Raw genomic sequence first — 23,514 nt, forward strand, 5'->3', positions numbered from 1 at the left:
GGGTACCTGCGATCAGGGTTGGGGGGCGACGGACGAGAACGCGTCGTTGGTCACGACGTCGAGGACCAGCTCGCGCAGCTTGTATCCCGACCCTTCGAAAGAAGCGGTCAGCGCGTCCAGCACGCGCTTGTCCACCTTTCTCTCCTCGTGACCCGCTGCATACATGTAGTACTTGCGGACGAGGCACTCCGCGACCGAGGCGCTCTCGCTGAGGGTCACGCCGAGCGCGCGCGCGTCGGCGACCGGCACCCCGTCGAACTCGCCGCTCGGGTCGATCGGCAGGCCGTGATCGGTCGTGCGGAAGCGGCCGATCGCGTCGAAGGTCTCGAGCGGCAGGCCCAGCGGGTCCATGAACGAATGGCAGCCGGCGCAGGCGGGCTCGGTCCGGTGGATCTCGAGGCGCTGACGCTTCGTCAGGGGCTTGTCCGCGGGCGGCTCCGGGAGCTCGAGGGCGACGTCGCCGGGGGGCGGCGGGATGGGCGTGCACATGAGGGCGTCACGCATGAACTTGCCGCGCAAGGTCGGAGAGCCCTCCTTCTGGTTCGCGAACTGCGAGAGGAAGCCCGCTTTGCTGAGGATCCCGACGCGCGGGCCGTCCGCGGGCAACGAGCGGACCTCGAAGGCGGCCGAGCCGAGGCCGGCCGTGTCGAGACCGTAGAGCTGGGCGAGCTCGGTGTTGACGACGGCCTTCGTTGTCGAGAACAGCTCGAGCGCGCTCGCCTGATCGTCGAACGCGAGCACCTCCCAGGTGCCTCGCATGTCGCGGATCATCGCCGCTTGCAGCGCGGGGCTGTACTCCGGAAAGAGCCCCGCGTCCTTTGCCTGCGTGCTGATCCGATCGAGCCGCATGTACTCCTCGGCGAAGGCGCCGACCGCCTCGCGCCCCGCGGGCGCCTCGAGCAGCCGCGTCGCCGCCGCGCGGATCCCCTCCACCGTTCCGAGCGCCCCGCTCGCGGCCTGATCGAGCAGCTCCTGGTCTGGCAGGCTGTTCCACACGAGGAACGCGAGCCGGGACGCCATCTCGTAGCCCGTCAAGCGAAGCGAGCCGTCGGCGCTCGGAGCGCCGAGCTCCGGGCGATACAGGAAGTTCGGAGACGTGAAGAGGGCCACCGTCGCCCAGCGGGCCCCCTCGACGGCGCTCTCGAGCTCGGCCGCGGCCTTCGTGGCGACGGCCGCGAGCCGGTCGACCTCGGCGGCCTCGAGCGGGCGGCGCCACGCGCGACGCCCCTGCGCCTCGATGAAACCGCGCACGCACGCGTCGTCCTCCGCGCCGCTCGGCGCGCAGCCGATGAACTGGTCCCGCCTCGCGGGATCCGCGAACACCGCGTCGACGGCGCCCTCGATGGCCGCGTGGTACTGCTCGACGCCGCGCTCCGAGGTCACGACGGTCGCGGCGCCGATGACCGCAAAGTTCCCGTTCCAGCTGTCGGCGTCGAGCTGATGGATATCGACCTCGACGCCCAGCATGTCGCGCACCGCGTTGCGGAACTGCGTTCTCGTCAAACGGCGCAGCATCCCGGCCGCGGGTTGGAACTGCGGCGGGTCCGAGCCCGTCGGTGATCCGTCGCCGCCGACATCCGGGTCCGTCGGTGATCCGTCGCCGCCGACAGAGGATGACCCAGCGCCCTCCGTCGTGTCACCCAGCGCGCCCGTGCACGCGGCCGCGAATCCGAGCGCGCAAACGGCGGCGACTTCTCTTGAGAAACGGAGCTCGTGCCAGGACGGCTTCTTCATCTTGCTCTCCGATGATGCGACGGGGTGACCCGGCGGACCGTACCGAGGATTCCTCGACCCCCGTCGAATCGACGCGGTCTGTGGCGTCCTCCGGTGGCTCACCCTCGGTAAGAACACCAAGCACCATCGCTCGGCCATCGCTCTCGCGGGGGCCGGGCGAACGGAGCTCCAGAATCGACAAGGACTCGATTGGTTGACGAAGGGCGCGGCGCGCAGGGCGACCCGCTCATGCGCGAAGCAAAAGGATACCGCTTGAACCAAATGTGAACGATCACATGGCCGAGGTCAACGCCAATCGACCGGTCCGCGCAACTCCGCGAGGCCGAGGGAGGGCAGGGCTGGCGAGCTCCTCCGGGCTCCTCCGGATCACTGCGTCAACAGGGCGGGCGCCGGCCCCCTTGAGCCGCCAAGACGTCACAAGACACCAACGGAAATCTCGGCGTCCCACGGCGCCTCGGCGGTTCCATCCGTCCGGCAGGGCGGGGGAACTCCCCACCACGCGCCGACGGGCGCGGGCGCGCCGTGCCCCCTTCAGTCGGGATCGAGCGCGTATACGGCCGTGGTCGTCTTTCGCCCCGTCAGGTTGCGCTCGCCCAGCGCGCGCAGCGGGAAGGCGTCGCCGGCGAGGTTCCGGGTCGCCTCGGAGACCAGCACCTGGTTCGGCGCCGCGATCGCCTCGAGCCGCGAGGCGACGTTCACCACGTCGCCTATCACGGTGTACTCCATCCGCTTGTCGGAGCCGATGTTGCCGACGATGGCCTCTCCGGAGTTCACGCCCACGCCGAGGCGGACCTCGACGTCGTACCGCTCGCGCCACTCCTCGTTCGCCGTCTCGAGGAAGCGCATCATGTCCTCCGCGGCGGCGAGCGCGCGCCGCGCGTGATCCTCCTGCGCGATCGGGGCGCCCCAGACGGCCATGACGCAATCGCCGATGAACTTGTCGACCGTGCCCCCGTGCCGGAACACGATCTCGGTGAGCATCGAGAAGAGCTCGTTGAGGAGGGCGACCATCCGCTCGGCGTCGCGCGACTCGGCGAGCGGGGTGAAGCCGACGACGTCGGCGAAGAGCACCGACACGGCCGCCCGCTTGCCGCCGAGGGCGAGCGGGTGCTCGCCCCGCACGATCGCGTCGACGACGGCCCTGTCCATGAACCGGCCGAGATCGCCGCGGAGCTTCGCCTCCCGGGCGATGTCCGCCTCGCCCTGCTCGAGGTCCTGGGCCATGCGGCCGAGGGAGGTCGTGAGCTCGCCGATCTCGTCGCGCCGCCCCCGCAGCGCGTCGCCGAGCGCGATGTCGCGCCAGCGCCGGGCGCCGATGAGCCGCGCCTGCGCGACGAGGTGCAGGATCGGGCGCGTCACGTGGCGGGCGGTCACGAGCGCGAGGGCGAGCGCGAGGACGAGCGCGCCCGCGGCGACGGCGACGCCGCGGCGCCGCATCTCGTCGAGCGCGGCGAAGGCCTCCGGCTCGGGGCGCCAGATCGCGACCGCCCAGCCGAGGTCGGGCACCGTCTCGATGGCGCCGATCATCCGCTGGCCGCCCTCGTCGTGCGGGGCGAGCACGCTGAGCCTGTCGTTCAACCCCGCGCCCGGGGGGAGGTTGTGCCAGATCGGCAAGGACGAGACGTCGCTGCCCGGCGCGACGCCCGGCACCCCGAACGCCGCGATCGCCTGGCGGTCGTGGCCCGCGATGAGCAGGCGCACCGCGCGGCTCCCGAGGCGGCGCCCGGCGATCACCTCGAGGTCGAGCCCGAGCATGTCGAGCGGCACCTCGGCGACGACGTAGCCGGCCGGGCCGGCCGGGGGAGCCGGCGCGGCGCCGGCGCCCGCGTCGGCGGCGGGCCGCACGCGGGCGACGAGGAGGCCGCGGGCCGGCCCGACCACGCCGAAGCCGACGCCGCGCTCGTCAGCGAGCTGGCGCAGCGCTGCCGGCGCTGCGGGGACGTCGGCGTCGGACGACGCCTTGCGGATCAGGGTGCTGATCCCCGCGCCGGGCACCTCGAGCCGCACCGCGTCGACGAGCCCGCGGGTCGCGACGAGGGCGCGCACCGACGCGACCGCGTCCTCGTCCCGCATGGCGCCGCCCGCGGCGTGGCCGAAGATGGCCGCCGCCGCGACGGCATCGCTCTCGACGTCCCGGACGAGCTGGATCGAGGCCGAGGCCACCTCGGAGAGGATCGCCGTCTGCAGTCTCTCCTCGGAGGTCCGCACGGCGCGCCGGTTCACGTCGATGAGGAGCGTCACGGCGACGGCGACCGGGACGAGGCCCATCGCCGTGAAGAGCGCGATCGCCTTCGTCTTGAGCGAGAATTCCCTCACGCGGAGGCCTCCGCGGGCGACGCGTCACTCAAGAGGACCGTCCTTCCAGCCGGCCGCGCCCTCGTCGGTGCGCTTGCGGATCTGGAACTCCACCCTGCGGTTCTTGGCCCGGCCGTCGCGGGTGCGGTTGTCGGCGAGGGGGCGGCGCGCGCCGAAGCCGCGCGCCTCGAGGCGGCGGGCGTCGATGCCGTGCGCGGTCAGCCACGCGACGACGGCGAGCGCGCGGCGCTGCGACAGGCTCAGGTTCGCCTGGGCGGCGCCCTGGTTGTCCGTGTGGCCGTCGACCGCGACCCGTGCGATCTCGGGGTGCTCCTCGAGGACGGCCGCGACCTCGGAGAGCAGCTCGAAGCTCTCCGGCTCGATCTCGGCCCGGCCCGTCCGGAACTGGACCTGCTGCAGGATCACGATCTGCGAGCCCTCGATGCGTACAGCGAACGGGCAGCCGTGCGTCGCGCGATCCTCGCTCGGCTTGCCGCGCTCGTAGGGGCAGGCGTCCGCGGCGTTGGGGATGCCGTCGCCGTCCGTGTCCGCGGGGCACCCGTGCCTCGACGCAGGTTGGGAGCCGGCGTTCGCGGCGGTCTCGGCCGTGATCCCAGACCCCGCGCCGCCCGGTCCCGCGTCGGCGGCCGCGCTGCTGACCCCCGGCACGTCCGGGCAGCGATCGTCGACATCGTAGATCCCGTCGTCGTCCCGGTCCGGCGGGCAGCCGCGGCGGAACGCCTGTCGGGCGCCCGCCGCCGCGGCCGGCGGGCGCGCCTCGCCGATGACCCGGGGGCAGGCGTCCTCGGCGTCGGGGACCGAGTCCCCGTCGAAGTCGGCGGCCGGAGGCGCGGCCGGCGCCGCGCCGCGCGCGCCCTTCGTCCCGGTGGACGCGCCGGCGACGGCCGAGGGGGCGGGGGCAGGGGTCGCCGGCGGAACGACGTCCGCGGCGACGCCTATCCCCGCGAAGAAGCGCGCCTTCGGCGTGCCGGGGAGCCGCCCGAAGCCAGGGCCCGCGCCCGCGTCGAGCGTGAGGGGGCCGAGCGACCAGCGCGCGGTGAGCAGGAGCTCGGCCCCCGCGCGGCCCGGGACCTCGAGCGCCGACCCCTCGCCGGCGGCGGCCCAGACGGAGAGCTCCGACCCGAGCTGCAGCGGCCCTCTGCGGACGCCCGCGCCCGCGGAGAAGAGGACCTCGCTGCCCGTCAGGCTGTCCGCCGAGGCCTTCTGGAACCGGCCCCCCGCCGAGGCCGACCAGCGGAAGCCGGGGTGCTCGGCCCCCACGATCACCCGCGGCGCGTAGCGCACGGCGCCTGCGCCGGCGAACGCCGCCTCGTCCCCCGTCGGCAGCCAGACGGAGAGCCCGAGCGCCGCCGCCGGCCGGAGCCCCTCCTGGGGCAGGAGCGTCACCCTCCCTCCCGCCTGGAGATCGCCGAGCGTGGCGCCGCCGGCGGGCGCCGTGACGCGGATGCTGCCGAGCGCGCCGGACGCGCCGCCCTGGTCCAGCACGAACGGCGCGTCGAGATCCAGCTTGATCCGGCGCAGGAGCTCGACGCTCGCGAGCGCGTGGAGCATCGCCTGCCGGCCCACCCACGTTACCGACCCGGCAGGCGCAGTCCCGCGCAGGCTGAGGGGTTGATGAGAATAGGAGAACAGAAGTCCGACCGCGGGCCGGAGCTCCCCCGATACGCCCGCAGAAGGGACAGTGGATAGCCCGTCGCCCGCGGGCGCGGGAGCGAGCCTGTCGAGCGCTGTGGCCTCCTGCGCTGCGGCCGTCATGGAAGCCGTGGCCGCGGCGACGAGCAGCGGGGAGGCCAGGAGGGGCGCGATGACGCGCGCCGGCCAATACGCCATCGGTCTGCTCGTATCCTATCGCCTGGTCCCTTGCAACGCCGATCTCGATCCGGTAGCGTGCCGCTGCCGTGGTACCGTCAAATGGCCAGTCCGTCGCTATCGCGGTGCTCCTCGGCTGCGCCACCCACGCTGCGATCCACGTTGGATACGTCGGCGTGGCGAGCGCCAGAGAGCCGACGCCCGGATATCCGGAGGCGGTCATTCAATGGGGCGTGCAGGCGGGAGAGACGTGCGACGACATCGCGGCGGTCCTCTACGGCTCGTCCAGGCATGCAGGGCTGATCCAGCGGTACAACCGCGTCGCGTGCGGCCCGGGCACGACGCTCGCCGAGGGGCTCACGCTGGTCCTCCCGGCCGAGGTGACGTCGATCCCCGACGCGAAGCTCCGGTCGATGCACCCGGACGTGCGCGCGCGCCCGGCCGGCGGCGCCTGGTCGCCCGCGGCTCAGGGGATGCCCCTGCTCACGAACTCGAGCGTGAACACGCTGGATGAGGGGAGGGCAGATATCGAGTTTGTGGATCGGACTCGGGTGCTCCTCGCGCCGAATACGCTCGTCGTCATCTACGGCACGGCGAGCCGAGCGCGGGTATCGAAGACGCCGCCCGCGGCCGTCGAGCTCGCGGACGGCGAGGTGAAGGCCGCGCTCGCCGCGCTGCGGGGCCAGTCGGTCGAGGTCGCCGCGAGCGGGGGCGGCCGCGTGAGCGCGTCGTCGCGGGACACGGTGGTGCAACGGCGCGGGGAGCGCACGACGATCGCGGTGTTCGACGGCAAGGCGGGCGTCACATCGGGCGGCCTCTCCGTCGTGGTCCCGAAGGACCACGGCACCCGGTTCGTGGGCAAGGCGCCGCCCGCGCGCCCGCGCCCGCTGCCGGCGCCGGTCGAATGGACGACCGCGGACGCCGCGCAGATCGCGCTCGCCCCGGAGGGGCTCGGCGTCCTGTCGGCGTCGTGGAAGCCGGCGCCGGCCGCGGCCGGCTACCGCGTCGAGATCGCGCGCGACCCGGAGTTCAACGATCTCATCGCCCGGGAGGAGGTGAAGCCGGACGTGCTGTCGTTCCGCGCGGAGAAGATGCCGGCGGGCGCCTATTTCCTCCGGGTCCGGGTCGTCGATCGCGAGGAGTACCTGGGGGTGGGCGCGGTGCGCAGGTTCCACCTCGTCGCCGCGCGGGCGGCCGGGGGCGTCGTCCCGGCGGCGCGGGAGATCACCGCGAACCCGTACGGGATCATCGAGCTCACGCCGTCTCCCGCGCTCGAGCTCTCGCTCGACGACGGCCCGTTCGGCCCCGTCCCCGAGCGCATCGATCTGCTCCAGCGCGCCCCGCGCGTGCTCCGGCTGCGCGAGCGCGGCAGCGCCGCGGCGGAGCGCGGGCACGACGCGGCGACGTCGCTCCCGGTCCGGTACACGAAGGTGGGCGCGGTGGTCTCGGCCGCGCGCGGGGTGACCGCGGCGCCGGGCGGGCCCGCGCTCGAGGCCCGGGTCGAGCTCGAGGGGCTCGCCGGGGTCGACGTCGCGCGGCGGGTGGCGCCGCGGCTCTTCGCCCACCTGCCGGGGGGGGTGCGCTCCGTCGCGCTCGCCGGCGGCGATCGCGGCGGCGCCCTGACGGCGCGGATCCCGCTGCCCCGGGAGGCGCTGCGCCCCGGCGAGCCGCTGCGCGTCCGGCTCGACGTCGCCGACGGCCGCGGCGGCGTGATCGGGACGAGCGACGCCGAGCTGCCCGCCGCGCCCGAGGCGCCGCGCGCCGCGCCTCCGCCTGCGCCCCCGGCCGCGCCCGTGCTGGGCGCGTACCTCCCGCTCCTGCCGATGTCCGGGGTGGCCGACGGGCTCTGGCTCGCGCCGACGCCGCCCTCGGTCGCCGCCGTCGGCGCGGCCGCGGCGCGCTCCGGGGGCGGCTGGGTCGCCGCGGGGCAGGTGCGCGCGAGCGGCGCGATCGGCCCGCTGGGCCTCGACGTCGCGCTCCGCTCGAACCCGGCCGGTGCGGGGGATGGCGCGGGCGCGGGCAGCACCGGCTGGTTCGGCGCGCGCGCGCGCGTCCTGCGCCTCGGGCGCTCGGAGCTCGAGCTCGGCCCCACGCTCCGCCTGGGCGTGCCCATGGCCGACGGGAGCCCGCCGCTCCGCATCGAGCCCGGGATCGCGTTCGGCGGCGCCGCGGGCAGGCTCACGTGGGTGGCCGATGTCGGGGCCCGCATCCGCGCCTCGGGCGACGGCGCGGCGGTGGGGGCGGGCGACGGCGCGGGCGCGGCGGCGGGCGGCGAGCCGGCCACGCCGGACGTGCAGGGCTTCCTGCTGGCGGGGGCGACGGCGGATCCGGCGCCGTGGCTCCGGCTGCACGGCGCGCTGGATCTGCACCTCGTCCACCGGCAGATCAGGGCGGACGACGTGCTCGGCGGGCTCTCGGCGGGCGTGGAGGCGGGCGGCGCGCTCTTCGGGGCGCTGTCGGTGCGGGTGAGCCCGTGGCGCGACGAGGGCGAGGGCCCGGTGACGGCGCAGATCGCGGTGGGCTTCCGCGAGGCGTCGCCGTGAGCGCGGGCGACGGCGAGCGCCAGCCGCCCGACGGGGACCCCGAGCGCACCGTGCTGAAGGGCCAGCGGGCGCCGGACGGGCGGGCGCCCGCGCCTCGACAGCGCGCCGACCGCTTCGCGGCCGCGGAGACGCTCCCCTCGGAGGAGCCCGGCGCGGGCGCGGCGCAGCGGGCGCGCGCCGGGCGGGTCCTCGGCGGGAAGTACAACCTCGTGCGGCTGCTCGGCGCGGGCGGGATGGGGGAGGTCTACGAGGCGGAGCACGTGCTCCTCGGCGTTCCGGTCGCGGTGAAGACGATGCACCCGCACGTCGCGATCCTCCCGGAGAGCCGGCGGAGGTTCTTCCGCGAGGCGCGCGCCGCGTCGCGGCTCGTGCACCGGAACGTGGTCAAGGTGCTCGACCTCGGGGGCGACGAGGACGACGGCGACGGCTCGATCTACCTCGTGATGGAGCTGCTCAAGGGGCAGTCGCTCGGCGCGCTGCTCCGCGCGTCGCGCGAGCTGCTGCCGCTCGCGGAGGTCGCGGCCCTCTTCGCGGACATCCTCGACGGCGTGGGCGCCGCGCACGCGAGCGGCATCGTCCACCGCGACCTCAAGCCGGAGAACGTGCTGCTCGCCGAGCAGGACGGCGGGCGCGTCGCCAAGGTCGTCGACTTCGGCCTGGCGCACCTCGACGACCCGCTCGACGCCGGGCCGACGCTCACCTCGAAGGACATGGTCGCGGGCACGCCGGAGTACATGAGCCCGGAGCAGTGCCGCTCGCTCGCGGTGGGCCCGAGCACCGATCTGTACGCGTGCGGCTGCATCCTGACGGCGCTGTTGCAGGGAGGGCCGCCGTTCGTCGGTCTCCCTGCGGTGGAGCTCATGGCGATGCACATGTTCTCGATCCCGCCGCCGCTGCGCCGGCCGCCCGGGGCTCCGCCGGTCCCGCCGCTCCTGGAGCGGCTCCGGCTGGATCTCTTGGCGAAGCTGCCCGAGAAGCGCCCGGAGAGCGCCGCGGCGGCGCGGTCGCGGCTCGACGAGGCGATGTCGCGGGAGGCCGAGGCGCGGCGGCTGCCCGCGCGCAAGGCGGACGCGCCGCCCGGCGACCGGGCAGAGCGGGCGCAGGCCTGGCCGGACGGCGAGACCGCGCAGCTCGCGCCCGCGCCGGAGCGCACCATCGCGCTGCTCCGGCTCGCGCCGGCGGGGCAGGGGCTCAGCGAGGCGTGCGAGATCGGGCTCGACGCGCAGGGGATCCACCTCGCCGAGGTGCCGGACGCCGCCGCGCTGCTCGAGGCGGGGCTCGGCGTGGCGGTGATCGACGCGGGCGCCGACGTGGAGGGCGCGTGCGCGCTGCTCGAGGCGCTCGGCCGCGCGGCGCCCGGCGTGCGCACCGTCGTGTGCGCGTCCGGGCTCTCCTCGGACCGGATGAACGCGCTCGTGGCGGCGGGCGCCGCGGACGTGGCGCGTTATCCGGTCGCGCCGGACGCGCTGTCTCGGAAGATCGCGCGGGTGGTGCGCCGGGGGCGCTAGCCACCCTCGCCGCGCCGCTTTCCTTGGCGCCTTTGCCGACTCCGCGCTCTGTCGCCGGTCGGAGACGCGGCGACCCGGGGGCTCAGCTCGTTCACACCATCGGGCGCGAACGGCTCGAGCGCGGTGCGTGAAGGGCAGAGGCCAAGCCGCTCGTCAGTTTGCCCCTTTCTCTGTTCTCTTCTCGTCGGCCGCTTCGAAAAGACGAATCTGGTCGGCCTGGGCTCTCTTGAATGAGGGGCGATCCGTCACACGGGTTACATAGGCCTCGGTCGCCGGCCGATCGCCGAAAGCGCGGACCTTCGGGACCCGTAGCACATCCGCCATCAGCAGGTCTGCGACGGTGAAGCGGCCGGCCGCGAGCCACTCTCGCTCGCTCAGCACCTTTTCGAGCTGGTCGAGGCGCTTGCCCATCCATCCGGCGAGTCGATTGTCCTCATCGCCGCATATTTCCAGGAACCACCATGGTACGGTGACCATCTCGATCGAGTTGAGCGCGGCGATCGTCCATTGCAATGTTTCCGCCTCTCCGGCCGGATCAGGCGGCATCAGCTTGTCGCTTTTCCGGGCCAGATGCAGCAGCCCCGCGCCGCTTTCGAATATATCCAGCTCTCCGTCGTTCAGGAACGGAGCTTGGCCAAACGGCTGGCGCGCGAGATGATTGGTCTCGCGACCATCGAACGGGATCGTTTTGACCACGTAGATGAGGTCGGCTTCCTCACACGCCCATCTCAGCCTCAGATCACGCACAAAACCACGAGGGCCTTCAGGCACCCAGTCGTAGGTCCAGATGATCAGTTCGCTCATCGCAGCAAGTCTTTCCTGGTTCGGTCGGCTGGGAATGCCCGTCAACGTGGTGTGAGCAGTATTGCACGGCCGAGTGAACTCATTGGATCTGTTGGTTTTATAGGCGGATCAGTGGATCGTACTTTTTGTACGTTGTGTCAACTGCCGGTCGTTGGCAGAAAATTCTTGACAGGTCGGAATGGCTTTGCGCGGGCTACCCTCGCACAGATCGCATCCCCTTCTGCTTCATGTCCGACGAGCACAACGGGGTAGCGACGGATGAGGACGGCGATGTCCGCCCCGAGATCACGCGCTGCTATTCCGGCTTCCACGAGGCATCTTGGGAGAACGAATAGGCGTTTGCGGAGCTGCGCCGGGACCTCGCCGCCGCTGCTGCTCAGGCGCAGTCCGGCAAACGCCTGTCTCACCGGACGTTGGCACATACAGGAGCCTGTCTCACCCGGCATTGGCACAGATTGGTCCGTGGAAGTGGCCCAACGTGGTGCACCAAAATCAACTTCCTTCCCCCGAACGCGCCGAGACCTGCGGGCACCGACTTGGACTCACCGCGAGGGCGCGCGCAACATTGGCAGATTATTCTGCCGTCGTGCTCGAACGTACCGCGACAGCAATGTCTCGGGGCGCGCGCGGTTCGCTGAAAGCACCGCGTGAACGCGAGCTTCAGCGCCTGGCACGTCGTTTGCCATTGGGTTCGCACAGGTGAGGGCTCGCGCGCGCAGGCGATCGTGCCTCGCGCTCGCGACGAGAGGAGCGAGCAGCGCGATGAATCGGCGGATCGCAACGTGGTGGTGCGTCGTGGTGTGTTCGATGGGGGTTTTGACGGCGCGCGGGGCGCGCGCAGAGGAATCCGCGCGCGCTGCGCCGCGAGAGGAGACGGCGCCGCGCGACGAACCCGATCGCGCGGTGCTCGGCTCGGCGTTCGTCGATCCCGCGGGGTTGTTGCTGTTCGGCCCGCGTGTGGGCGCGGAGCTCGGCGGTGAGCGCTGGACAGTGGGCGCGAGCGCGCGCGTTTTCCACTGGGGTCTGCTGAGCCGCGCGTTGTTCCTCGAGGAGGGGTGGTCGTTCGCTTTCAGCTATGGAGTCGCGCTGCGCGGGCGCTATTATCTTCAGCCCGCGCAGCGCGGCCTGCACCTCGGCGTCGCGGTCGAGCTCCTGGGCAGCAACGTCGAGCACGCCGCGGAGCGCATGGTGACGCGCTCGTTCTACGGCGTGCCGCACCTCGAGGTGGGGTACCGCTTGCCTTTCGGCAGCTTCTACGTCGACGGCAGCGCGGGCGCCGGTTACGCCTTCCAGCTCGCGTCCCACATCGAGGATCTGCCGGGCGGCAGCTCTGCGCAGTTTTACGAGCCCGTCGACGAGAGCAACGTCTACGCGACGGCAGCGCTCGATCTGGGCCTGCGCTTCTGAGGGAGCTCGTTGAAACAGGTCGACGTGGACCGGCTCGAACGAGACGCCGAGCTCGTAGGCGACGGCGCGGACCTTGCGGCAGCTGGGAGGAAACGCGAAGTCGTACAGTTTCATGGTAATCACAGCCTGCGGGGCGCGGGTGAAGCGAGACCCCCGCTGGTGCTCCGGACACCGAAGAATGCGCTTGCCAGGCCGATCTGTGAGGGCATCATGGCCACCTGATCCCCCGGATTCGCCCCGAGGGCCGCAAGCATGCCTTCGCAGACCCTCTCGACCAAGCTCGCCCCGCCGGCCGGTGAGCAGCCGAAGGCACAAGCCATGGAGCCCTGGCTCTTCCCGGTGTTCTTCCTCTCGGGCTCCGCAGCGCTGGTGTATCAGGTCGTCTGGCAGCGCGCCCTCTACGCGATCTATGGCATCGACATCCTGTCGGTCACGATCGTCGTCACCGCGTTCATGCTTGGTCTCGGCCTCGGCAGCCTCGCGGGTGGGGCGCTTTCCCGCCGGTACCCGCAAGCTGCGGTGACGCTGTTTGCGCTCTCCGAGCTCGGGATAGGCCTCTACGGCGCGCTCAGCCTTCACCTCTTCGCCCTCGTTGCAGAGGTCACGCACGGCATTGGCCATGTCGCGACGGGTGGGGCGGCCTTCCTGCTCGTGGCGCTCCCGGTCATGCTGATGGGAGCCACACTTCCCCTCCTGGTCGCGCACGCCACGTCGCGATCGCGCAACGTCGGTCGCTCGCTGGGTAACCTGTACTTCACCAACACGCTGGGCGCTGCGTTCGGTGCCTTTCTGGCGGCGCGCTACCTGCTGGGCGGGCTGGGCCTCCGGGCCACAGCGGAGGTCGCCGCGGCGCTCAACGTATTTCTCGGTGTGCTCGTGATGGTTCTGCGCCGGGGGCGTCGCGGCGAGCCATGAGGCTCCTCGTTGCCGTCCTCGTCGCCACGTTCGGCGGTTATCTCGCGCTCTCGCACGAGGTCCTCTGGGTCCGGGTCTACGGCTTCACGACCGAAGGCGCTCCGGACGCCTTCGGCTTTCTGCTCGCGGCCTACCTCGCCGGTCTGGCCGGCGGATCGCTCCTCGCCGGTCGCTACTGCCGGAGCGCGGCGGCGCAGCGCTCCGGACAGCTCTACCGGGTGGGCGTGGTGATCTTCGCCGGGGCGCTCGCGGCCTTCCTCGTGGCCCCCGCCGTCGCCCACCTCGTCGGCCGGGGTGTGGAGCCGGCCTCGACGCTGCCTGTCTTCGCGCTCGCCAGCGCCTGCCTCGGCGCGGGGTTCCCGCTCCTGTGCCACTTCGGGATCCCCGCGGACGAGCTGGCCGGCGCGCGGCTTTCCTACGTCTATGTCGGCAACATCGTGGGCTCGACGCTGGGCAGCCTGGTCACCGGCCTCGTGCTGCTGGATGTCTTGACTCTGCGCGAGCTGAACGTGGCCCTCGCGATCGCGGGCGCCGCGATCGGCGTGATGCTCATGCTCTCCGCGTCGACGACGGCGCGCTCGCGCGCGTTCAGCGGCGCCATCCTGGCCGCCGCCGTCGCGTCCTTCGTGGGGTCGGCGCCAACGCTCTACGGCGACCTCTACGAGAAGCTCCTTTACGGGGAGGAACACCGCGAACACGGTCGCTTCGCCCACGTCATCGAGCGTCGCGAAGGTGTCGTCACGGTCTCCCGGTCGGGCGCGGTGTACGGCGGCGGATCCTACGAGGGCATCACCAACGTCAGCCCGCTGCCTGAAAAGGACGAGAACCGGGTGCTGCGGGCCTATCTGGTGTCCGCGTTCCATCCCCGGCCGCGCGACATCCTCATGATCGGCCTCGGGTCCGGCTCCTGGCTTCAGGTGCTGGCGAACGACCCCGACGTCGAGCACCTCACCGTGGTCGAGATCAACCCCGGGTTCGTCGAGGCGGCGCGGCGCGCGCCCGTCGTCGCGAGCGCGCTGGACAACCCGAAGGTGGAGCTCCTCATCGACGATGGCCGGCGCTACCTGGGGCGGACCTCGCGGCGCTTCGACGTCATCGTCGAGAACACGATCGTGTACTGGCGCTCGTATGCCTCGATGTTGCTCTCCCGAGAGATGATGGATCTGTCCCGCCGGCACCTGAAGCTGGGTGGTGCGCTCTACTACAACACCACGATGTCCACCGCGGCTCAGAAGACCGGGGCGACCGTATTCCCCCACGCCCTCCGCTACCAGAACATGCTGATCGTGAGCGACGGTCCGATTGCCATCGACCGCGCACGCTTCGAGAGGAAGCTCGACGCCTGGCGTGTCGACGGCCGCCCCGTGCTGCCCGCCGGCAGCGGCGCCGCGCAGCTCGATCTGCTGAAAGAACAGGACTGGCGCGGCGGGCCCACCTGGGAAGGCCGGGAGTCGATCCTGCTGCGGACGCAGGATGACCCGATCATCACCGACGACAACATGGCGACCGAATGGTGGGCGTTCGGCACGTACCCCTAGTACTACAGCCGTACTTGGTCCGAGGTGCGGCTGTAGACATCAAAATCGTCGAGAAATCCGTGCCCGTCCGCCCGTCTACAGCCGCAAATGGACCGCAAGTACGGCTGTAGTACTAGAGGACCGATCAGGTTGATTTTGCGATAATTCCGGTCGCTTCGATGCAAGGCTCGATGGTTTCGTCGGGCCATGATCTCGTCCGCGTCCGGAGGTGCACGGATGGAACGATGGTTGCCGCCGGTGGAGCTGTCGCGGCAAGAGCAGGCGCTGATGAAGCGGCTGACGCGCGTGAGAGCACTGTTCGGCTTTCTCAGGCTGCACCGGCACGAGCTGTTCGATGAGACGTTCCAGGAGCAGCTGGAGGGCATGTACCGGACGACGGGGGCAGGCGAGGCGCCGCATCCACCGGCGCTGATGTGCATGGTCACGCTGCTCCAAGGCTACGTCGGCGCATCGGATGCCGAGGCGGTGGAGTTGTGTGTCGTGGACCTGCGCTGGCAGATGGTGCTCGGCTGCCTGGCGCGGTGACGCCGCCGTTCTCGCAGAGCGCGCTGCAGGCGTTCCGAGAGCGGATGGTCGCGCACGAGATGGACCGGATGCTGCTGGAGCGGACCGTGGCGCTTGTTCGGTCCGGCGCGATGACGGAGGGCGAGAGGCGTGCGGTGTCCAAGGCGCTGCGCGTGGCCATCGATAGCCGCCCTTTAGCGGGGGCCGGGCGGGTTGAGGACACGATCAACCTGCTCGGCCACGCTGCACGCAGCATAGTCCGCGTCGTGTCGAAGATCACGGAGCGTCCGCCCGAGGAGATCTGCCGCAAGGCGGGCATCCCGCTGCTTCTGGCTCCCAGCATCAAGGCCGGGCTCGACCTGGACTGGAGCGACCCGAAACAGAAGGCGGCGGCGATTCAGATCCTGGAGCGGCAGGTCTCGTCGTTGCAGCAGTGGGTCGACCGCCACATGGACGACGTCGTCGAGCAGCCGCTTCGCATCTATCTGGATGCGGTCACCCAGGTTCGAGACCAAGACCTGGAAACAGTCGAGGATGGGACCGTACGCATCCGGCAAGGCGTTGCGCCTGACCGCCGTGTCTCTATTGAAGACGCTGAAATGCGCCACGGCCGCAAGAGCCGCTCGAAGCGGTTCGACGGCTACAAGGAGCACATCGCACGCGACCTTGACCTTCCCATCATTGTCGCCTGCGCGGTCACGCCCGCGAATCGGCCCGAAGAAGAGGGAGCCTCGCCGATCGCCAAGGACATTCAGCGTCAGCGGCTGCGCATCGTCGAACTCCACATCGATCGCGCCTACGTGAACAGTCCCGTCGTTGATGACGTGCTCCGCGCGAAGGGCCGGGTGTTCTCGAAGCCTTGGGGGCAGCGGGCTCGCAGCCCCGACTTGTTCAGCAAGCGCGACTTCAAGATTGACCTGCGTACCAAGACGATTACGTGTCCGGCAGGGCAGGTCGAAGTGTTCGAACCGGGCGACACGGTCGAGTTCGATCCTGAGGAGTGCGGCGCGTGCCCTCTCCGAGCCAAATGCACTCAAGCCGCGTCGGGACGAGGCCGAACCGTGTCCATCGCCGAGGACGAGGCGCTGCAGCGCAAGTTCCGGAAGCTGCAGCAGACCGGGCCAGGACGCGCCGTGCTCCGGCAGCGCACGGCTGTGGAGCATGCGCTCGCCCATATCGCGGCGCGGAAAGGACACAGCGCGCGCTACATCGGCGCCAGGAGAAACCTATTCGACCTCCGGCGCGCAGCCGCCATCCAGAATCTCGAGGCCGCCCAGCGGCTCATCCAGGAGGCGGCATAACCTATCGAAACTAGACGATCTTCAACATGTTTGTCGTCCTAGTACTACAGCCGTACTTGCGGTCCATTTGCGGCTGTAGACGGGCGGACGGGCACGGATTTCTCGACGATTTTGATGTCTACAGCCGCACCTCGGACCAAGTACGGCTGTAGTACTAGGTTGCGACATCCTCGAAGAACAGGGCGCGCCAGACGCAGCCAGCCGGGCTCATGTCACGAGCCCGTCCTGAAACGTGATGCTGCCGAGCACGAAGGTCTGCTCGGTGTACCGCCTGTCACTCGTTCCAGTTCTTCCACTCGTTCCAATTCTTGGACTGAGTCTGCCACACGCCCTTGTTGTTGTAGTCGCCACCGTCTTTGAGGAACGCGTCCTTGCGGGAGTTCTCCCCGCCGAGGTGCCAACGCATCCAAGCAACGTTCGCTCCGGCGCCGTCCCAAGGCCCCGAGCCGTGACCACCGCCCTTCATCTTGCCGAGCCAGACTGGCCCCTTGTTGCCGGCGTTGTTGAAGTCACCCTCGGCGTTGGGCGCCTCTTGACCCGTTTCACCGTAGATGATGCCGACAGGGATCTTGAGATTGACGAGGGCGTTGTGCTCGAAGGAGCCGCTGTTGTTGAGCAACGCGGTGGAGACGCGCTTATCGGTTTGAGCCGCCGCTTCCGACGACAGCCCGCCCATCGAGTGCCCGAACACACCAACGCGGTCGAGGATCAAGCGGCCGTACATGGGGCTGTTCTGATCGGCGTCCTGAGCCTCCAGCCAATCGATCGCCGCCGACATGAGCACGGCGTTGCCCGTCGACTCTCGAATACCGACGAGGACGAAGCCGTGCGAGGCCATGCGCGTCAGCAGCTGTAGGTAGTCGCGAGGAGGGGTACCTCCGCCCGGACCCCAAATGGCCACCGGGTGCTTCTTGTTGGGCTCGGTGGTGAGCGTCGTCGGCCTGACGAGAATGTGGCCACCGCCGCTGAACGAGAGGTCCTGAACCGTCGTCTCGAGCGGTCCGTTAGCGTTCACATTGTCACCCGCCAGCACCACTTCGGGCCCATTGACCTGGCCGCCGCCGCCGCCGTCGCCGCCCGAGCCTCCGTTCCCGCCAGACGTCTCCCCGCCGCCGCCGGCAGGCGCTCCTCCGCTCGTGGCCGAGCCGGAGGCGTCGGACCCTCCGGCCGTGCTCTGCGAGCTACTCGAGCCCGAAGGCAGAGGCCCTCCGGTGGTGCTCGCCTGCGCGCCGCCCGAGCCGCTCACGCTCCCTCCAGCGCCCGCAGGGGCTCCGCCGCTCCCCCCAACGTCGCCGTCGTCATTCGAGCCGCCGCAAGCGCCGACGATCATGCCCAGCGCGGCCAAGGTGAAAGCCAAACTCGATCTATTTTTCATAACAACACCGTATTCCCTCGAGCGATCGAAGAAATGCACTCCATTCGCGTCTCTCCGCGGTTCGAGTCGCTGGTAGCCTGGTGTGCCCCCGAGGCGTCGCCCTCGACTCGACCCACGCTATAAATCTTTATCGCAGCCCGGATGCGGCAGCGCCCGGCCCGGCGCCGGCCGGGCGAGGTTGCGAGATGCAATCACGACGCGGGGCGAGCGCAGGGCTGCCTGAGCCGACGGCAGAATACCCAGCTTGAAGTCGAAATGGTCCAGGTTGAACAGCCGATGGGACCGGTTCCCCGCGAACCGCAGGCAAAGGTCGTGCAAGCCATCGGCCGGTGTCATGGAACAATTCGATGTTTATCTGACCTTGCGATCCTCCCGCGGTGCTGACGGGGCACGTGTACACGGGTCTTCGGGCGCCCACGGACCCAGGCGGCACGCCGTCGATCGTCGAAGCAAAAGGATGCCCCTCAAGGAGGAAAGTGAACGTTCACATTCCCGATGTCAATTCCAATCGACCGGCCGCGGCTGTGCTCGATGCCGAGGGAGGACGAGGCGGGCGGGCCTCCCTCGAGGCGCCGCGCCGGGTCAGGGCTCGTTCGGAGCGCCGCGTTCGGAGGGCGTGCGGCGCAGCTGGCGCGCGGGGACATCTCGACGGTAGCTCACGGTGGTGATTTCGCTCACAGCAAGTCAGCTGACATGTTAATTTTATTGGATTATTTCACGGGCGAGATTCACAGGGCAGATCATGTCCACTCGACCGACCCGGAGGCGGGAGAGGCTAAAATTTCTTGACATCCGCAAAGGCGCTTGGCAGTTCCTGCCCGCCGGAGGTCTCGAGGTCGACCGCGCCCGGCCAACGAGGCGACGCGACGAGGCGGAGGCGCTCCCGCCCGCTGCGCGCGGAGCCCCGGAGGCGACGCACGCTGCTCGTGCGGGCCTCGATGATCAGCGAAGAGTCGAGGTGCGCCGCCCGCCGATGATCAACGTGCCAGGTTCACCAGGTGACGCGGTAGGTACAGGAGTCGGCGCCGCGCTTCCGCGACGGGCGGGACTCGTCGAGCACGACGTCGATGCGCGGCCTGACCCCGCGCGACGCCGCTCGCCGCGCCGTGCCGAGCAGGACCCCACGATCGAGCTCCGAGGGATAAGGCGTATCGCAGACCATGATGATCTGGTGCTTCTCCGGATGACAGCGATAGTGGCCGATCCCCTCCCGCATGACGCCGGTCGCCGGATCGAACATCACCTCTCCGTCGAGCCTGTGATTCATGTGGTATGCCACGTCGATGAGCTGGAGGGCATCCACCATGGTCGGCGGCATGGCCGGCCACACGGCGTGATCCACGATCGCCTTCCCGATGCCGAGCAGCGTGTGGTCCCCGGTCGCCTGGGCCACGCCCTTCAGCAGGTCGAGGAGCATCTGGAGAGGGTACCACTCGCTCGCGACCAGCTCGGACACGCCCAGCGTCGAGAGCACCTTCTTCCCGATGTCTCCGTGCGCCCCGAGCGCCGTGGCGACCGACGCGAAGGTGGCCCCGGGGCCCTCGAGCCCGGGATGAGGAGAAACGTATTGAACCATATCCGATGGTGGTTGAGGCGCTCCTTCCGCCGATGACCGACGATATCGAACATCGCGCGACACCGCAAGACGCCCTGCTCCTCGCCCGGCTGCCTGCCCGCACGCGCGTTCGCGCTGCTGTCGTCGGCGTGGACGTGGAGGTCGATGTAGGAGGACGACCCCGTCCACCCTCGCTGCCGGCGAGGACGATCTCCGGCGCGGGGCCTCAGGCGACCAGGGGCCGCGAGATCTCGCCGGCCTGCTTCGCCTGGACGATGGCCCGAGCGAACCACAGGTACTCGTCGAGGAACCTGTCGGCCGCCTTCGCGACCTGCTCGCTCCTGAGCTGGAGCGACTCGTCGAAGGCGCTCTGGACCTCCGGGACGAGCAGCTTGAGGGGCAGCGGGAACGCTCCCAGGCTCAGGATCACGTGCTGGAGCTGCGTCGAGGCGTTGATGCCCCCGAGCTTCCCCGCGGAGACCGCGACCACGCCGATCGGCTTCTTGTCGAACTCCTCCCAGAAGTAGTCGAGGGCGTTCTTCAGCACGCCCGAGAAGCTCCCGTGGTATTCCGGCGTCACGAACACGAGCGCGTCCGCCCTGCGGAGGCGCGCGCTCAGACCCTGAACCGTCGCCTGGAGCTGCGGGGGGCGACCCGACCGGTCCTCCAGGATCGGCAACGGCGTCTCCGCCAGATCGATGAGATCGGCCTCGGCGCCCCGCTCCCGGAGCTTCCGCTCCAGGTGATGGGCGATCTTGTGCGACTGTCTCCCGCTCCTCACGCTGCCGGTCAAGATGGCTACCTTCATGGTGGTGCTCCCCGGGAGGACGTTCTCCCGATGGGACGAGGGTAAGCCCGGGATGTCCGCCTGCTGGAGGCGGCGCCAATCCATTGGACAATGGTCAATCCGTCGTCAGGGGTACGCCCCACGCGGGCGCGCGCGCCGCGGGCCGCGCCGGCGCGATGCAGCGTGTGCATGAGGTCCATGGCGCATATGAATTGGTGCGCGCCTCACGAGGAAGTAGATCCCCCTCGCTGAGAACGGGACGAGCGTGCCACTCAGCGGTCCTTGCTCGTCGGGCGTCAGATCCTTGCTCGACGCCGGCCAGGCATCGAGACGTCGTCATCGGGCCCGCCCGGTGATCCCCGCTCTGCCTCGAACACTTGGGAGCTTGTCATGAGAGCGAACCACTTCATCATTGCTGCTGGCTTTTTGTCCGTGGGGGCCGCCGCGGGGTGCGCGGCGCCCGCGCCCGCCGGGGAGGAGGCCGCCGGCGAGGCCCGCTCCGAGGTCATCTATGGCCAGGACGACCGAGAGGAGCCCTTCACGTACGCGGATCCCGCCTGGGCCGCGCGGGCGCTCGACTTCACCGTGGCGCTCGTCCCCGCGTCGGCCGTCGACGACTCGGACCCGAACGACATCCAGATCGCCGGGCCCACGTGGGCGGGGCGCGACGGCGTGTGCCCCGACGAGCGCTTCGCGTCCCAGCCGGCGCTCGCCGACTGCAGCGGGACGCTGATCGACGAGGACCTGGTGCTCACGGCCGCGCACTGCATCAACAACTGCAACAATAGCCGCTTCGTCTTCGATTATGCGATGACGCCGTCCGGCCAGCTCGGCCAGATCACCAGCGATGACGTCTACAGCTGCGTGGATTTCGTCAGCTATTACCAGGACCGGCGGGGAGCGGACTACACGGTCGTGCGGCTCGATCGGCCGGTCGTGGGGCGGACGCCCGCCGCGGTGCGTCTGTCGAGCGATCCCCTGGCCATCGGCACGCCGCTCGTCGTGCACGGCTTCCCCCGCGGGTTGCCGCTCAAGCTGGCCGACGGGGCCGCGATCCGGAGCAACGCGCCGAGCCTCGACTTCTTCGTCGGCAACCTGGACACGTTCGTGGGCAACTCCGGATCCGGGGTGTTCGACCTGAACACGAAGGAGCTCGTGGGCATCCTGGTGCGCGGCGAGCGCGACTTCGTGCAGGACGGCGACTGCGTGCGTCCGTTCACCTGCGCCGACGACGCGTGCCGCGGCGAGGACGTGACCTATGCCTTCCGGGCCATCCAGGCCATGTGCGAGCGCACGGCCTCGGACCTGTGCTCCTGCGGCGACGGCGCCTGCGGCCCGCTCGAGAGCCCGGCGTCGTGCGCGAGCGACTGCTCTTGCGGCGACGGCGTCTGCAGCAGCGGCGAGAGCACCACGTCGTGCCCGGCGGACTGCCAGCTGGAGGTGCTGTACGACTCCCACGCGCCGCAGCCGAGCTGGGTGACGCCCGGGATCCAGGTGCGCAACACGGGGAGCGAGAGCGTGTACCTCGCGGGCTCGACCGTGCGGTACTACTTCAGCCAGGAGCCGCCCGGCTCGCTCGAGGCGACCTGCTGGGGTTGCTCGAGCGAGCTCGAGATGAGCTTCCACGAGGTGCCCGGCGGCGGCTGTGCGGGCGCGACCCATTACCTCGACGTGCGCTTGCCGTTCCTCTCGGTCGATCCCTCGTCCACCACCGACCGGTTCAAACTCGCGTTCCACGCGTCGAGCTGGCAGCCGTTCAACCAGTCGAACGATTACTCCCACGCCGGGGGCAGCTGGAACTGGGCGCCGAACCCGAAGATCACGATGTACCGGCTCGGCTCCAGGGTCTTTGGCGACGAGCCCTGCCCGGGCCTCTTCATCCCGCCCGCCCGCTGACAGCGGCTCCTCGTCCGACCCGCCTACTGCTGAGGAGCGCCTTGTCACGGCGCTGCGACGTCGAGCTTCGTCACGATATTTCCGCCCCAACCGGTCGAATTCACGGCGCTGGCGTCTTGCCCCACAATGGCGACGTTTCCTTCAGGATCCACGGCGAGGCCCTGCACTCTGCTGATCTCGAGGCTGAGGATGTGGTGCCACGAGATATGCCCATCCCTGTCGAGCCGCACGACGAACTGCCGCTCAGGTTCGTCCTCTGCGCCGAGCGCCGTGCCGTCGGCGTCCAGGGTACCGGTGACGCTGCCCGCAACGAAGGTGTTCCCGAGGGCGTCGACGCCGAGGCTCACGGCTCTGGATGCGAGGCTGCCCTCGATGAGTCGGCTCCAGAGGTGGCCTCCACGAACATCGAATTTCGCCACGAAGGCATTGTCGGATGAACAATTCGCGCCAACCAGCGGTCCGCCGCCGAAGTCAAAGTCGCAGTGCGCGTTCCCGGCGAGGATCACGCTTCCGTCTCCGTCCACCGCGACGCCAGCAAGGCCCTGTTGGGAGTCCGAGGCTGATCCATGATGGAGAGGAGCCGTCAATTCCTGACTCCAGAGATCGTTTCCCGAGGCGTCCAGCCGCGCGAGGAGGAACCGCGCGAGTTTGCCTGATCCGTCTTCGACGATGTCCGAATCGTCGGCCGCGAGCACAATTTGCCCTGAAGTGTCGACGGCCATGATGGCGCCTGGCGTGTACCTGCCGCTGCCGCGGGGGGAGAACTTGCTCCAGACGAAATGTCCCATCGCATCGAGCTTCGCCACGTAGCCGCTCGTCGGGTCGTAGTCATTCTCTATCCGCGGTAGCAGACCTCCCCCGAGATCGAGGTCCCCGTAGTATCTTCCCATGAACACCACGCCGCCCGTCGCCGGATCCACCGCGATGGATCGGATGTTCCAATCTGCTTGATGCCCGGCGTTGAGGCGCTTGCTCCAGAGGGGGTTGCCGGCGCTGTCGAGCTTGTCCAGGAACATGTCGAACCAGGACGAGGTCGAGCGCCAGCGTACGAGGAACATGTTGCAGTCCGCGTCGAAAACGATGTGCCTGCCGGCCTGCGGGTTCGAATCATCGCCGAAGAGCTTGCTGAGGGTGTGGTTGCCCGCGGCATCGTACTTTGCCAAGAGGGCGTCGTCGTATTCCGAGGACCCGGGCATGTCGACGTCCGACACCGTGTACCCTGTCATGCCGAGGTTGCCGGATGGATCAAAGGCGATTCCAGTGATCGCCAGCGGAGAGGTGCCGCTCGTCGCCGCCCAGTCGTCCAGGCTGAAGGGATGGGAGGCCACCGGCGCGCCGCACCTGCTCGACGAGCCGCCCGGGCCGCCAGCGCCGCCAGCGCCCGAGCCATCCGGGTCGAGCGGCTGCTGGTCGGGGTCGAGATCACCGATCGGCACGCGAACGATGCCGCACCCAGACGTGGTGGCTGAGAGAGCGACCGGGAACCACAACAAGGAGAGTGCTAGCCGCGAAAGTCGCATGA

15 protein-coding genes and 1 pseudogene are annotated in these 23,514 nt (G+C 70.2%); 7 read left to right on the forward strand and 9 right to left on the reverse strand.

The genetic code is table 11. From position 1 onward, the window contains the following. Positions 1-12: 12 nt before the first annotated feature. From WMF34_RS07920 to WMF34_RS07930, 3 genes are all read right to left on the reverse strand, one after another. On the reverse strand, positions 13-1,503 hold the full coding sequence (locus tag WMF34_RS07920; RefSeq protein WP_437992898.1) for a DUF1592 domain-containing protein: 1,491 nt from the start codon (positions 1,501-1,503) through the stop codon (positions 13-15). A 762-nt stretch (positions 1,504-2,265) separates the two neighbouring features. Next, positions 2,266-4,050: an adenylate/guanylate cyclase domain-containing protein gene (locus WMF34_RS07925; protein WP_437992899.1), complete on the reverse strand. Its 1,785-nt coding sequence runs from the start codon at positions 4,048-4,050 to the stop codon at positions 2,266-2,268. A 24-nt stretch (positions 4,051-4,074) separates the two neighbouring features. Then, positions 4,075-5,880: an OmpA family protein gene (locus WMF34_RS07930; RefSeq protein ID WP_437992900.1), complete on the reverse strand. Its 1,806-nt coding sequence runs from the start codon at positions 5,878-5,880 to the stop codon at positions 4,075-4,077. Positions 5,881-6,035: 155 nt separating this feature from the next. Between WMF34_RS07930 and WMF34_RS07935 the strand changes: the two genes are divergently transcribed. Both WMF34_RS07935 and WMF34_RS07940 read left to right on the forward strand, forming a co-directional pair. Next, positions 6,036-8,402: a FecR domain-containing protein gene (locus WMF34_RS07935; RefSeq protein WP_437992901.1), complete on the forward strand. Its 2,367-nt coding sequence runs from the start codon at positions 6,036-6,038 to the stop codon at positions 8,400-8,402. Next, positions 8,399-9,910 (forward strand): serine/threonine-protein kinase, encoded by a 1,512-nt coding sequence (locus WMF34_RS07940; RefSeq protein ID WP_437992902.1) that lies wholly within the window; start codon positions 8,399-8,401, stop codon positions 9,908-9,910. Before WMF34_RS07935 ends, WMF34_RS07940 begins: the two co-directional genes overlap by 4 nt. Positions 9,911-10,063: 153 nt before the next feature. Here the strand turns inward: WMF34_RS07940 and WMF34_RS07945 are convergent, their stop codons facing one another. Beyond that, entirely contained in the window at positions 10,064-10,714 is a 651-nt protein-coding gene (locus WMF34_RS07945) for a glutathione S-transferase family protein (protein ID WP_437992903.1), read from the reverse strand. Positions 10,715-11,521: 807 nt separating this feature from the next. Between WMF34_RS07945 and WMF34_RS07950 the strand changes: the two genes are divergently transcribed. The 4 genes and pseudogenes from WMF34_RS07950 to WMF34_RS07965 all read left to right on the forward strand — a co-directional run bounded on the left by WMF34_RS07950 (position 11,522) and on the right by WMF34_RS07965 (position 16,379). Continuing rightward, positions 11,522-12,121 (forward strand): hypothetical protein, encoded by a 600-nt coding sequence (locus WMF34_RS07950; RefSeq protein ID WP_437992904.1) that lies wholly within the window; start codon positions 11,522-11,524, stop codon positions 12,119-12,121. A 252-nt stretch (positions 12,122-12,373) separates the two neighbouring features. Beyond that, entirely contained in the window at positions 12,374-13,036 is a 663-nt protein-coding gene (locus tag WMF34_RS07955) for a hypothetical protein (protein WP_012234142.1), read from the forward strand. Continuing rightward, positions 13,033-14,574: a spermidine synthase gene (locus WMF34_RS07960; RefSeq protein ID WP_012234143.1), complete on the forward strand. Its 1,542-nt coding sequence runs from the start codon at positions 13,033-13,035 to the stop codon at positions 14,572-14,574. Before WMF34_RS07955 ends, WMF34_RS07960 begins: the two co-directional genes overlap by 4 nt. Positions 14,575-14,790: 216 nt before the next feature. Further along, a pseudogene (locus WMF34_RS07965) lies at positions 14,791-16,379 on the forward strand (IS1182 family transposase). A 274-nt stretch (positions 16,380-16,653) separates the two neighbouring features. Here the strand turns inward: WMF34_RS07965 and WMF34_RS07970 are convergent. From WMF34_RS07970 to WMF34_RS07985, 4 genes are all read right to left on the reverse strand, one after another. Further along, entirely contained in the window at positions 16,654-17,736 is a 1,083-nt protein-coding gene (locus WMF34_RS07970; RefSeq protein ID WP_437992905.1) for a poly(ethylene terephthalate) hydrolase family protein, read from the reverse strand. Positions 17,737-17,871: 135 nt separating this feature from the next. Next, complete coding sequence (locus tag WMF34_RS07975) at positions 17,872-18,090, reverse strand: hypothetical protein (RefSeq protein ID WP_157906523.1); 219 nt, start codon at positions 18,088-18,090, stop codon at positions 17,872-17,874. Positions 18,091-18,745: 655 nt separating this feature from the next. Further along, entirely contained in the window at positions 18,746-19,330 is a 585-nt protein-coding gene (locus WMF34_RS07980) for a hypothetical protein (RefSeq protein WP_437992906.1), read from the reverse strand. Between the two features lie 205 nt (positions 19,331-19,535). After that, on the reverse strand, positions 19,536-20,117 hold the full coding sequence (locus tag WMF34_RS07985) for an NADPH-dependent FMN reductase (protein WP_012234149.1): 582 nt from the start codon (positions 20,115-20,117) through the stop codon (positions 19,536-19,538). A 369-nt stretch (positions 20,118-20,486) separates the two neighbouring features. On the opposite strand from WMF34_RS07985, the gene WMF34_RS07990 reads away from it, so the two are divergent. Then, positions 20,487-21,992, forward strand: coding sequence for a trypsin-like peptidase domain-containing protein (locus WMF34_RS07990; RefSeq protein WP_437992907.1), 1,506 nt, complete (start codon positions 20,487-20,489; stop codon positions 21,990-21,992). 44 nt (positions 21,993-22,036) lie between these two features. On the opposite strand, the gene WMF34_RS07995 is transcribed toward WMF34_RS07990, so the two are convergent. Then, positions 22,037-23,512, reverse strand: a complete 1,476-nt coding sequence (locus tag WMF34_RS07995) for a hypothetical protein (protein WP_012234151.1) — start codon at positions 23,510-23,512, stop codon at positions 22,037-22,039. Between the last annotated feature and the right edge of the window lie 2 nt (positions 23,513-23,514).

The organism is Sorangium sp. So ce145, assembly GCF_051525985.1.
GTDB lineage: Bacteria > Myxococcota_A > Polyangia > Polyangiales > Polyangiaceae > Sorangium > Sorangium cellulosum_B.